The 12,218-nt window shown below is 68.4% G+C and carries 12 protein-coding genes; 11 read left to right on the forward strand and 1 reads right to left on the reverse strand.

The genetic code is table 11. The features are described from left to right. Positions 1-154 precede the first annotated feature (154 nt). The 8 genes from prmB (at position 155) to ACW6W5_RS17055 (ending at position 8,415) form a co-directional block, all read left to right on the forward strand. Positions 155-1,084 carry a 50S ribosomal protein L3 N(5)-glutamine methyltransferase gene (gene prmB / locus ACW6W5_RS17020; RefSeq protein ID WP_152154513.1) on the forward strand — a complete coding sequence of 310 codons (930 nt, stop codon included), beginning with the start codon at positions 155-157 and terminating at the stop codon, positions 1,082-1,084. Then, positions 1,081-2,184 carry a chorismate synthase gene (gene aroC / locus ACW6W5_RS17025; protein WP_152154511.1) on the forward strand — a complete coding sequence of 368 codons (1,104 nt, stop codon included), beginning with the start codon at positions 1,081-1,083 and terminating at the stop codon, positions 2,182-2,184. The genes prmB and aroC overlap by 4 nt, the downstream gene beginning before the upstream one ends. Then, positions 2,177-3,232 carry a 2-hydroxyacid dehydrogenase gene (locus ACW6W5_RS17030; protein WP_152154509.1) on the forward strand — a complete coding sequence of 352 codons (1,056 nt, stop codon included), beginning with the start codon at positions 2,177-2,179 and terminating at the stop codon, positions 3,230-3,232. Before aroC ends, ACW6W5_RS17030 begins: the two co-directional genes overlap by 8 nt. A 161-nt stretch (positions 3,233-3,393) precedes the next feature. Continuing rightward, entirely contained in the window at positions 3,394-4,419 is a 1,026-nt protein-coding gene (locus tag ACW6W5_RS17035; RefSeq protein WP_152154508.1) for an aspartate-semialdehyde dehydrogenase, read from the forward strand. Positions 4,420-4,507: 88 nt separating this feature from the next. Next, positions 4,508-6,559 (forward strand): FimV/HubP family polar landmark protein, encoded by a 2,052-nt coding sequence (locus ACW6W5_RS17040; protein WP_152154506.1) that lies wholly within the window; start codon positions 4,508-4,510, stop codon positions 6,557-6,559. Next, the gene (locus ACW6W5_RS17045; RefSeq protein WP_121038459.1) at positions 6,556-6,939 is read left to right on the forward strand and encodes a VOC family protein; all 384 of its coding nucleotides are present in this window, start codon (positions 6,556-6,558) and stop codon (positions 6,937-6,939) included. Before ACW6W5_RS17040 ends, ACW6W5_RS17045 begins: the two co-directional genes overlap by 4 nt. 49 nt (positions 6,940-6,988) lie before the next feature. Next, positions 6,989-7,762 carry a tRNA pseudouridine(38-40) synthase TruA gene (gene truA / locus ACW6W5_RS17050; RefSeq protein WP_121038456.1) on the forward strand — a complete coding sequence of 258 codons (774 nt, stop codon included), beginning with the start codon at positions 6,989-6,991 and terminating at the stop codon, positions 7,760-7,762. Further along, positions 7,759-8,415, forward strand: coding sequence for a phosphoribosylanthranilate isomerase (locus tag ACW6W5_RS17055; protein WP_088433287.1), 657 nt, complete (start codon positions 7,759-7,761; stop codon positions 8,413-8,415). Before truA ends, ACW6W5_RS17055 begins: the two co-directional genes overlap by 4 nt. Before the next feature lie 75 nt (positions 8,416-8,490). Here the strand turns inward: ACW6W5_RS17055 and ACW6W5_RS17060 are convergent, their stop codons facing one another. Beyond that, positions 8,491-9,381: a LysR family transcriptional regulator gene (locus ACW6W5_RS17060; RefSeq protein WP_152154504.1), complete on the reverse strand. Its 891-nt coding sequence runs from the start codon at positions 9,379-9,381 to the stop codon at positions 8,491-8,493. 95 nt (positions 9,382-9,476) lie between these two features. Here ACW6W5_RS17060 and trpB point away from each other — a divergent pair, with 95 nt between their 5' ends. Genes trpB through trpA form a run of 3 tightly spaced genes read left to right on the forward strand, consistent with a single transcriptional unit; the run spans position 9,477 to position 12,212 of the window. Further along, positions 9,477-10,703 (forward strand): tryptophan synthase subunit beta, encoded by a 1,227-nt coding sequence (trpB, locus tag ACW6W5_RS17065; RefSeq protein WP_121038450.1) that lies wholly within the window; start codon positions 9,477-9,479, stop codon positions 10,701-10,703. Further along, positions 10,700-11,398, forward strand: a complete 699-nt coding sequence (locus ACW6W5_RS17070; protein WP_121038447.1) for a hypothetical protein — start codon at positions 10,700-10,702, stop codon at positions 11,396-11,398. Before trpB ends, ACW6W5_RS17070 begins: the two co-directional genes overlap by 4 nt. A gap of 1 nt (position 11,399) precedes the next feature. Continuing rightward, positions 11,400-12,212 carry a tryptophan synthase subunit alpha gene (gene trpA, locus ACW6W5_RS17075; RefSeq protein WP_152154502.1) on the forward strand — a complete coding sequence of 271 codons (813 nt, stop codon included), beginning with the start codon at positions 11,400-11,402 and terminating at the stop codon, positions 12,210-12,212. The last annotated feature ends 6 nt before the right edge of the window (positions 12,213-12,218 follow it).

The raw sequence follows: 12,218 nt of genomic DNA on the forward strand, positions 1-12,218 counted from the left end.
CCACGCCAGCCCACGGACTGTCAACCGCCGCATTGGCTTCTGTCTTGATCCTCGCCGTGGCCGTGGCCGTGGCCCTGGCTCGTTTCGACTGCAACGGATGCCCCGGCCCGCCCCAGCGCCTATAATCGGGGGCCACATTGCCTGTTGCCCCGCCATGACCGCCGAAACGGCCGCCGAACTCCACACGATCATCGACCTGATCCGCTACGGCACCAGCCGTTTCAACGCCGCCGGGCTGACCTTCGGGCACAGCTACGACAACGCCCTGGACGAAGCCACCCAGCTCGTCCTGCACAGCTTGCACCTCCCGCATGACCTCGGCCCCGCCTACGGCCAGGCGCGCCTGCTGCAGGACGAAAAAGTCCGCGTGCTGGAGCTGTTCCAGCGCCGCATCGACGAGCGCATCCCGGCTGCCTACCTCACCGGTGAGGCCTGGTTCGCCGGCCTGAGCTTCAAGAGCGACACCCGCGCCCTGGTGCCGCGCTCCCCGATCGCCGAACTGATCGAATGCGGCTTCGAGCCGTGGCTGGCCGGCCGCGATGTCCATCGCGCCCTCGACCTGTGCACCGGCTCGGGCTGCATCGCCATCGCCATGGGCCACTACTACCCGAACTGGGAGGTGGATGGCGTCGACCTCAGCGACGAAGCACTCTCGCTGGCCGAAGAGAACAAGGAACGTCTGCAGACGCAGAACGTCACCCTGCTCAAGTCCGACCTGTTCAACGGCCTGACCGGCCGTCACTACGACCTGATCGTCACCAATCCCCCGTACGTCACCAACGACGAGACCGATGCCCTGCCGCGGGAATATGCCTACGAGCCGGAGATGGGCCTGCGTGCCGGCGACGACGGCCTGGACCTGGTGCTGAAGATCCTGCGCGACGCCCCGCTGCACCTGAGCGAGGATGGTCTGCTGATCTGTGAAGTGGGCGAGTCCGAGCAGCACCTGTACAAGCTGCTGCCCGAAGTGGATTTCCGCTGGGTCGAGTTCAAGGTCGGCCAGATGGGCATCTTCGCCGTGGAGTGCCGCGAACTGATCGCGCACAGCGCCCGCATCACCGAACTGGCAGCGCAGCGGCCGTGAGTTCCAACAGCTTCGGCAAACTGCTGACCGTTACCACCTTCGGCGAATCGCACGGTCCGGCGATCGGCTGCGTGGTGGACGGCTGTCCGCCGGGGCTGGAGATCAGCGCCGACGAATTCGCCCATGATCTGCAGCGGCGGGCCACCGGCAAGAGCCGGCACACCTCCGCGCGGCGTGAAGCGGATGAGATCGAGATCCTCTCCGGGGTGTACGAGGGCCGCACCACCGGCACCCCGATCGGGCTGCTGATCCGCAACACGGATCAGCGCAGCAAGGATTACACCAACATTGCCCAGCAGTTCCGCCCGGGCCATGCCGACTACAGCTACTGGCAGAAGTACGGCATCCGCGATCCGCGCGGTGGTGGTCGTTCTTCCGCGCGCGAAACCACCATGCGCGTCGCCGCCGGTGTCATCGCCAAGAAGTGGCTGCTGCAGCGGCATGGCGTCACCGTGCGTGGTTATCTCTCGCAGCTGGGCGAGATCATCCCGACCGGGTTCGACTGGTCGGCGGTGGAAGACAATCCGTTCTTCTGGCCGGTCGCCGATCAGGTGCCTGCGCTGGAGAGCTACATGGATGCGCTGCGCAAGTCCGGTGATTCGGTCGGTGCGCGCGTCAACGTGGTGGCTGACGGCGTACCGCCGGGCTGGGGCGAGCCGATCTACGGCAAGCTCGATGGCGATCTGGCGGCCGCGCTGATGAGCATCAACGCGGTGAAGGGCGTGGAGATCGGCGATGGCTTTGCCAGTGCCGCGCAGAAGGGCACCGAACACCGTGACCTGCTCACCCCGCAGGGGTTTGCCAGCAACCATGCCGGCGGCATCCTCGGTGGCATCTCCACCGGCCAGCAGGTCACTGCCTCGATCGTGCTCAAGCCGACCTCCAGCCTGCGCCTGCCCGGTGCCACGGTGGACGCCACCGGTGCCTCGGTCGAGGTGATCACCACCGGCCGTCACGATCCGTGCGTGGGCATCCGTGCCACCCCGATCGCCGAGGCGATGATGGCCCTGGTGCTGATGGACCAGGCGCTGCGCCACCGCGCCCAGTGCGGTGATGTCGGCCAGATCACCCCGCGCATCCCGGGCACGATCGATGGCTGATCGGCGCCCCAAGGTCTGGGTCAGCCAGCCCCTGTTCGACGATGTCGTCGAACAGCTCGGGCAGCATTTCGACCTGACCATGACCGGCGACGTCACCCGCTATACGCCGCAGATACTGGCCGAACAGCTGGCCCACGTCGACGGCGCGCTGATCACCCTCAACGAACGCATCGGTGCAGCCGAGATCGCCAACGCGCCCCAGCTGCGCGCGATCGCCAACGTCGGTGTGGGCTACAACAACCTGGATATCGACGCGCTCAGCGCCGCCGGCATCCTGGCCAGCAACACCCCGGATGTCCTGACCGAAACCACGGCCGATCTCGGCTTTGCGCTGCTGATGGCCACCGCCCGCCGCATCACCGAATCCGAGCGCTGGCTGCGTGACGGGCAGTGGGGGCAGTGGTCGTTCCAGACCATGCTCGGTGCGGACATCCACGGCAGCACGCTGGGCATCCTCGGCATGGGCCGCATCGGCCAGGGCATCGCCCGTCGCGGTGCGCACGGCTTCGGCATGCGCGTGCTGTACCACAACCGTTCGCGGCTGCCCGAGGCCACCGAGGCCGAGGTCGGCGCGCAGTATGTGGACCTGGATACCCTGCTGGCGCAGGCCGATCACCTCGTGCTCGTGCTGCCGTACAACGCCGCCTCGCACCACATCATCGATGCCGATGCGCTGGCAAAGATGAAGCCGACCGCCACGCTGATCAACATCGCCCGCGGCGGCATCGTGGATGAGCTGGCGCTCGCCGATGCACTGGCCAACGGGCGCCTGGCCGCCGCCGGGCTGGATGTGTTCGAAGGCGAGCCGACGGTGCGCCCGGAACTGCTCGCCCTGCACAACATCGTGCTGACCCCGCATATCGGCAGCGCCAGCCAGGCCACCCGCCGGGCGATGGTGCAGCTGGCCGTGGACAACCTGACCGCCGCACTGGGGCAGGGCCCGGATGCCGGCCACCCGCCGAGCGCGATCAACGCCGACGCTGTCGCTGCCGTGAAAACCGGCGGCGCGACCGTGGGCGGCAAAAAAATCGACGACGCAAAACGATAGGGAACCGCGCTGGCCAACAGGCGAGGTTCCCGAACCGGTAGGTACCGACCGATGGTCGGCACATATCTCCAAGGCACGGCAGGTACCGATCGTTGGTCGGTACACATCCCCAACGCACGTTACGTATCGGCCACGGGTCGGTACACCCAACAGAGGTTTTCATGAGCAATCCAGATCGTCGTTTCCACGTCGCCGTCGTCGGTGCCACCGGTGCTGTCGGCGAAACCATGCTGGCCATCCTGGCTGAGCGCAACTTCCCGATCGCCACGCTGAGCCTGCTCGCGTCCTCGCGTTCGGCCGGTGGCGAGATCGAGTACCAGGGTGAGAAGATCAAGGTCCAGGACCTGAGCACCTTCGATCCGAACGGCGTGGACATTGCGCTGTTCTCCGCCGGTGGCAGCGTCTCCAAGGAGTTCGGCCCCAAGTTCGCCGCCGCCGGTGCGGTGGTGATCGACAACTCTTCGGCCTTCCGTTACGACGATGACGTCCCGCTGGTCGTCTCCGAAGTGAACCCGGAGGCGCTGAAGAACCGCCCGCGCGGCATCATCGCCAACCCGAACTGCTCGACCATGCAGATGCTGGTCGCACTGGCGCCGCTGCACCGCCAGTACGGCATCGAGCGCATCAACGTGGCCACCTACCAGTCGGTGTCCGGCGGCGGTCGCTCGGCGCTGGAAGAACTCGGCAAGCAGACCGGCCAGCTGCTCAGCTTCCAGGAAATCGATCCGCAGCGCTTCCCGGTGCAGATCGCGTTCAACCTGATCCCGCACATCGATGATTTCCTGGACAACGGCTTCACCAAGGAAGAAATGAAGCTGGTCTGGGAAACCCGCAAGATCCTCGGCGATGACAGCATCCTGGTGAACCCGACCGCCGTGCGCGTGCCGGTGTTCTATGGCCACTCCGAAGCGGTCACCATCGAAACCCGCGACAAGGTCACCCCGGATGCCGCGCGTGAGCTGTTGTCACGTTCGCCGGGCGTGGAAGTGGTCGACAAGCATGAAGCGGGTGGTTATCCGACCCCGGTCACTCACGCGTCGGGCACCGATGCGGTGTACGTCGGCCGCATCCGCGAGGATCTGTCGCACCCGCGTGGCCTGAACCTGTGGATCGTCTCGGACAACATCCGCAAGGGCGCTGCCCTCAATGCCGTGCAGTTGGCCGAACTGGTCGCCGCCGAAGGCTGATCGCGTCGTGGTCGGCGGCATGGGGATGCCGCCGACCGCCCGCATTGAAACATCGCCGATCACGGGGGGAGCCGTTATATTGGCCGCCATGAAGAACCGGGCTCCGGGCGCAGTGCGTCCGCTCAAGTATGTGTCGACGCTGCTGCTGGCCCTGGCCAGCAGTTCCGCCATGGCCCTGGGCCTGGGCGATATCCGGGTGCTGTCCAAACCGGGCCAACCCTTGCTGGCCGAAATCCCGGTCATTTCCGCCGATCCGTCCGAGCTGGAAAACCTCCGCGTTGCGCTGGCCTCGCCAGCGACCTTCGCCCGGGTCGGGCTGGAACCGCCGTCCGGACTGGTCAGCGAGTTGCAGTTTGAGTTGACCCGCAATGCGCAGGGCCGCGCCGTGGTGCGCGTCAGCAGTCATGCGCCCGTGGCGACGCCCGCGTTGAATTTCCTGATCGAAGCCGATTGGGGGCAGGGCCGTCTGGTCCGTGAGTATTCCGCCCTGGTGGATGCGCCCAACAGCGCCGCCGCCGTGGCCGAGCCGGAGATCGTCGCCCCGGCGGGCGCGATGTCCAACGCCATCATCCGTGAGCCTGCGCCGGAGGCGGCAGCCGTCGCTGCGCCGCCGCGCCGTGCTGAACCCGCCGCCGCACCCCGGCCGGCCGCGCCGAGGGCTGCACAGGCCGCCCCGGCCGCGCCCGTCGCCGCCGATGGTAGCGTCACCGTCCAGCGCGGACAGACGCTCTCGCAGATCGCCGGTCCGCTGGCGCGCGAGCAGGGCATCAACCGCGACCAGGCGATGATCGCGCTGCTGCGGGCCAACCCCGAGGCCTTCATCCGTGGCAACGTGAACCTGCTCAAGCAGGGTGCGGTGCTGCGCACGCCGGGCGCCGATGGGCTTGCCCAGATCGATGCACAACAGGCTGCGGCGATTGTGCGCGAGCACACCGCGCAATGGCGGCAGTCGCGCGCGGCGATCCCGCAGCCCGCCGACAGCGGGGGGGCCGCCGCGCCGTCTCCGGCCCCGGCCGCACCGACCGCTGCTGGCCAGGGCGCACGCCTGGAAATCGCGCCGGCCGTCGCCGCCGCCGGCACCACCGCAGGCACAACCACCGGCACCGCTGCCGGCACCGAGGGCGACATGCTGGGTAACGAACAACTGCGACAGGCCAAGGAAGACGTCGCCACGCGCGATGCCGAGATCCAGGAACTGCGCGAACGCGTGGCCGAGCTGGAAAAGCTCAAGGCCCAGCAGCAATCCCTGATCACGATGAAGGACAACGATCTGGCCGCTGCGCAACAGCGCCTGGAGCAGGCACCCGGCACGCGTGACAGCGCCGGCGGTGGCTGGTACTGGTTGGGCCTGGTCGTGCTGCTGCTGGTGGTCGGTGGATGGGCGCTGGTACGCCGCCGCAAGCCATCGCCGCTGCCGCCGCTGTCGCGCGATGGGCTCGATGGCGCGGCATTGGCCGCGGCCGTCCCCGCAGCCGACTATGTGGACGAACTGGCCGCGCAGCAGGAGGACGCGCAGCGCGTGCCCGACGAAGAGACCATTGCAGAGGCCGACGTCTACGCCGGGCTGCGCCGCGAGCCAGTCTTCCCGCTCGCGCCTTCCCCGCACGACGCCGAGCCGCACGATGCCCTCGACGATCCTCGCTGGAGTGCTACCGCGACGGACGAAGCGCCGGTGTTGCCCGAGGTAGAGGCGACGGCGGCGTCTGCGTACAGCATCGAGGCCGACGCTCAGCATGTGAACGTAGACGATGCGCTGTTCCGCGAGCCGACGCCGCTGATCGAGCCGCCAGCGCATGCGCTGGAAGCTGCCGCGCAGCCGTCGTTCCGCGGCGTGTTCGAATTCCCCGATGAAACGGCCACTGCCGAACGTCCAGCAGTCGAAAGCGATGACACCCTCGCGGCCGACGCTGAGCCGGTGACTGCCGGCCATGACGTCACCCTCGATAGTGCCGACTCGGTCGCCGACAACGCGCCCACCGCGCCCATCGGCAGCCCCGGTCGTGATCGACTGGAACTGGCCATCGCCTACCTGGACCTCGGCGATGCCGAGACCGCGCGGACCCTGCTGCACGAAGTGGCCGTCGGCGCCGACCCGCACAGCCAGGCCGAGGCGCGCGAACTGCTGGCGCGACTGGGATGAGCGACGCCCGCCCGCTGGCCGCCCGCGAACGGCGCCTGGACTATGTCGAGTTCGCCTCGCGCGATCCCGCCGCCAGCCGCCACTTCTTCGAGCAGGTGTTCGGCTGGTCGTTCGTGGATTACGGCCCGGACTACACCGCCTTCGACGATGGCCGTTTCCAGGGCGGCTTCTTCCGCGCTGAGCCGCAGACGGCCTCCGCTGGCGGCGCGCCATTGCTGGTGATCTACGCCGATGATCTGCAGCCCATGCTCGAGGCCGTGCTGGCCCAGGGCGGGCAGATCATCAAACCGGTGTTCGCCTTCCCCGGTGGCAGCCGCTTCCAGTTCGTGGAGCCCGGCGGCAACGAGCTGGCCGTATGGTCCGAGCGCGACGCCGTCTGATGCACTACCCGGCGCCTGCGCCGGCCCCCCCAAACCATTGAGGTTCACCATGCGCTACGCACTGGGCGTGGAATACGACGGCAGCGAATTCAAAGGCTGGCAGCAGCTCGGTGAGAGCGGCTGCCCAAGCGTGCAGGCCAGCCTGCAGGATGCGCTGTCCTCGGTGGCCAATGCGCCGATCCAGGTCGTGTGTGCGGGGCGTACCGATGCCGGGGTGCACGGTGAATGCCAGGTCGTGCATTTCGATACCGATGTCGTGCGTGATCCGCGCAGCTGGATGCTGGGCACCACCACGCGCCTGCCGCGCTCCATCGCTGTGCGCTGGTGCGTACCGGTGGCCGACGAGTTCCATGCGCGCTTCGCCGCGCGCGCGCGCCGCTACCGCTACCGTCTGCTCAACCGCCAGGTCCGCCCGGCACTCTATCGGCAGACCCTGAGCTGGGAGCGCAGGCCGCTGGATGCCGAGCTGATGCACGCGGCCGGGCAGGCCCTGTTGGGTGAGAACGACTTCAGCGCCTTCCGCAGCGTGCAGTGCGAGGCCCTGCACGCGCGCCGGCACATGCAGTCGCTCTCGGTGACCCGTCAGGGCGAGGTCGTGGAGGTCGCCGTTCAGGCCAATGCATTCCTTCATCACATGGTGCGCAATATCGTCGGTTCATTGATCCTGGTCGGTTGTGGTGAGCAGCCGGTCGCGTGGATGGGGCAACTGCTGGCCGGGCGCGACCGCACCGTGGCCGGCCCGACCGCTCCGCCGCAGGGATTGGTCTTCGTTGGTCCCCTGTACCCCGACAACTGGCAGCTGCCTGCCGAGGTCACCTTATGAGCCGCTCCTTCTACCGCACCCGTATCAAGTTCTGCGGCATGACCCGTGCCGGCGATGTGCGCCTGGCCGGCGAGCTCGGCGTGGACGCCGTCGGCTTCATCTTCGCCCGCGAGAGCAAGCGCCGGGTCGCCCCGGCCGAGGCGCGCGCCATGCGCCAGGCGATCGCACCGATGGTGGACGTGGTGGCCCTGTTCCGCGACAACACCAAGGAAGAGGTGCGCGAAGTGCTGCGCACTGTGCGGCCGACCCTGCTGCAGTTCCACGGCGACGAAGACGAATCGTTCTGCCGCAGCTTCAACATGCCGTACCTGAAGGCCGTGGCGATGGGGGGCAAGGACGAGGTCAACGCCCGCCAGCTGCAGTTGCGCTACCCCAGCGCGGCCGGCTTCCTGTTCGACAGCCACGCCCCCGGTGGCGGCGGTGGCACGGGCGTGGCCTTCGACTGGACCCGCCTGCCGACCGGCCTGCACCGGCCCTTCCTGCTGGCCGGCGGGATCACCCCGGACAACGTGTTCGACGCGATCGTGGCCACGCTGCCGTGGGGTGTGGATGTGTCCAGTGGCATCGAATCCGAACCGGGCATCAAGGACGGCTACAAGATGCGCAAGTTCGTCGAAGAAGTGCGCCGCGCCGATTGCCACGAAGCGGATTGATCCGCCCACCCTGGGCCTGGCACCCAGCACCCGGTAGTGCCGGCCGTTGGCCGGCAGCCTGATACACCCGCGCACTCACCCCTTCAGCTGCTCCTGCAGCCACCCGGCCAGCGCATCCACCCGCGGATCCGCCGCCCCCTCCGGCGTGGCCAGCACCCAAAACCCCCCGGTCGCGCCGAATCCCCAGGGTGCCAGCAGCCGGCCGGCGGCCAGCTCATCGGCCACGAGCGGTTCTGGCGCGATCGCCACGCCCAGTCCGGCGACCGCCGCTTCCAGCAGGTAATACAGATGCTCGAAGCCACTGCCCAGCTGCAGCTGTGCCGGCTCCAGCCCATGCGACAGGGCCCAGGCCGGCCACGCCTGCGGGCGTGAGGTCGTATGCAACAGCGATTCGCCCAACAAGGAGGGGGGCGGCTGATGCGCCAGCCGCGCGGCGGCCGGGTGCTGCGGACTCACCACCACGCCCACCCGCTCCGGCGCCAGCTCGCGCACCTGCCAGCCACGGGGCCACGGCGGCTGGGCGAGCAGCAGGACCGCATCCAGGCCCTGTTGCCCGGCGGTGAAGCTCCCGTCCTGGGCGGACCAATGCAGCGGCAGCTGGGGCAGGGCGGTCTGCAGCGCCTGCAGGCGGGGAATCATCCAGCGCGCCAGGATGCTGCCGCTGCAGCCGAGCACCAACGCTTCGGGCCGCTGTTGGCGCTTGAGCGCCACCACCGCCTCGCGGATCTGCTCGAACGCGCCTTCGCAGGCGGCCTGCAGATCCTCGCCGGCGCGGGTCAGGCGCAGCCCACGCCCTTCGCGCTGGAACAGCACGACGCCGAGGTGTTCCTCCAGCAGGCGCAGTTGGCGGCTGATCGCGCCATGGGTGACATGCAGTGCCTCGGCGGCACGGCCAACCCCGCCCAGCCGCGCGGCCGCTTCAAAGCTGCGCAGGGCATTGAGCGGGGGCAACGGTCCGTCGGTCATGTGAGTTTTCCTGACAGGTCGTGGCAGATATTATCGATATTCCTGTCATGACAGGTGCGTTAAATTGGCAGCCTGTCTCCACCGGCTGTCGCGCTATGTCTGCTTCCCCCGTCTCCCCCATCGTCGATTTCCACGCCTACCCCGATGCCAACGGCCATTTCGGCCGCTATGGCGGGAGTTTCGTCGCCGAGACCCTGATCGGACCGTTGCAGGAGCTGGCGGCCGCCTATGACCAAGCGCGTCGCGATCCGGCCTTCATCGCCGCCTACGACAAGGACCTGACCCACTATGTGGGCCGTCCCAGCCCGATCTATCACGCCGAGCGCCTCAGCCAGCAGGTCGGCGGCGCGCAGATCCTGCTCAAGCGCGAGGACCTGAACCACACCGGTGCGCACAAGATCAACAACACCATCGGCCAGGCGTTGCTCGCCGCGCGGATGGGCAAGACGCGCATCATCGCCGAGACCGGCGCCGGCCAGCACGGCGTGGCCAGTGCCACCGTGGCCGCCCGGCTGGGCCTGGAATGCGTGGTGTACATGGGTGCCACCGACATCGAACGGCAGAAGATCAACGTCTACCGCATGAAGCTGCTCGGGGCGACGGTGGTGCCGGTCACCTCCGGCTCGGCCACGCTCAAGGATGCACTCAACGAAGCGATGCGCGACTGGGTCACCAACGTGCGCGACACCTTCTACATCATCGGCACCGTCGCCGGCCCGGACCCGTACCCGCGCATGGTGCGTGACTTCAACGCGATCGTCGGCCGTGAAGCGCGCGCGCAGATGCTGACCGACTACGGCCGCCTGCCCGATGCGATCACCGCCTGCGTCGGTGGTGGCAGCAACGCAATCGGTCTGTTCCATGCCTTCCTCAACGACCGCGACGTGCGCATCGTCGGCGCCGAAGCCGCCGGCGACGGCATCGAGACCGGGCGCCATGCTGCCTCCATCGCGGCCGGTCGCCCGGGCGTGCTGCACGGCAACCGCACCTATGTGATCTGCGACGACGACGGCCAGATCACCGAAACCCATTCGGTCTCGGCCGGCCTGGATTATCCGGGCGTCGGCCCGGAGCATGCGTTCCTGGCCGATGCCGGCCGCGCCGAGTATGTCGGTATCACCGATGACGAAGCGCTGGCTGCGTTCCACCAGTTGGCCCACAGCGAAGGCATCCTGGCCGCGCTGGAATCCAGCCATGCGGTGGCCCAGGCGATCAAGATCGCGCGCGATCTGCCGCGCGACAAGCTGGTGCTGTGCAACCTGTCCGGCCGTGGCGACAAAGACGTGCACACCATCGCTGCCCGCGAGGGTCTCGTTCTGTGAATCCGCTGCTGCGCCAGGGAAGTGCGCTGCTGATGGTGGTCGGCCTGACCGGCTGCGCGCCGCCGGATCCGCCGGTGTTGCCGGCCCCTGCCGCGCCTGTGGGCGCGGTGGCGCCGGCGCGGCAGCTGGCGAGCAATGACGATGACATTGCCAACCGCCCGATCGAGGACGCGCCGGAACCGCCCAAGGCTGCCGATGCGCCCGTTGTGGATGACGCTGCGCCGTCGGTAGTCTCGGTCGCGCTGGATCATGCCGGCGATGTGGTGATCGGGCAGCGCTTCACCGAGCTCGCCGCCGATGGCCCGTGGCATTCGGCCGGCCTGAGCGAAGGCGAGCCCAGCGGCGCCTGCGAGTACTACGAGCGTGGCAACCTGCCCGAAGGCGTCTCGATGATGGTCGAGGATGACCACGTGCAGCGCTTCGAGCTGGCCCCGATCGAGGAATCCTACGAGGCCATCACCCAGCCGGGGCCGTTCGGGCTGCGCCTGGGCATGACGCTGGATGAAGCGCTCAAGCGTCTGCCGCCCGGCAGTACGCGCGCACCGCATGCCTATGACCCGGAAACGGGCGAGTACCTGACCTGGCAGGACCCCGGTTCGGATCTGGCGATCCGGCTGGAGATCTTCGACGGGGTGATATCGAAGCTGTACTGGGGCGCCAGTGGCGCCGTTGAACTGATTGAAGGATGTGCCTGAGATGTCCGTGGACCGTATCGATGCCTGTTTTGCCCGCCTGCGCGATGAGCGCCGCAAGGCGCTGATCCCCTTCATCACCGCCGGCGATCCGGGCCTGGAGGCTACCGTGCCGGTGATGCATGCACTGGCCGCCGCCGGTGCGGACGTGATCGAGCTCGGGGTGCCGTTCTCCGACCCGATGGCCGACGGCCCGACCATCCAGCGCAGCTCCGAGCGTGCGCTGGCCCGTGGGGCAGGGCTGCGCTATGTGCTGGAGACCGTCGCCGCGTTCCGCAAGGACGACGCCACTACCCCGGTGGTGCTGATGGGCTACCTCAACCCGGTCGAGATCCACGGCACGGCCCGCTTCGCGCAGTCCGCCATTGCCGCCGGCGTGGATGGCATCCTGCTGGTCGATCTGCCGCCGGAAGAAGCGGCAGAAACCCGCGAGATCTTCACCGCGGCCGGCCTGGCGCTGATCCTGCTGGCTTCGCCGACGACCGCCGATACCCGCCTGGATACGCTGTCCGCGATGGCCCAGGGCTACCTGTATTACGTCAGCTTCGCCGGCGTGACCGGCGCGTCCGAACGCCTGGACAGCAGTGCGGCCAGTGCCCGCCTGCGCGACCTGCGCAGCCGCTCCAGCGTGCCGGTGGTGGCCGGCTTCGGGATCAAGGATGCGGCCAGTGCCGCGGCCATGGCCGTGGAGGCCGATGGCGTGGTGGTAGGCAGTGCGCTGGTGGCTGCGCTGGGTGAGGCGCCCGACGCCACGGCTGCGGCAGCAACCGCGCAGGCATTCCTCACGCCGCTGCGACGCGCCCTCGACGCCGCCTGAAGCACG

It is taken from the genome of Stenotrophomonas sp. IS26, from assembly GCF_054188265.1.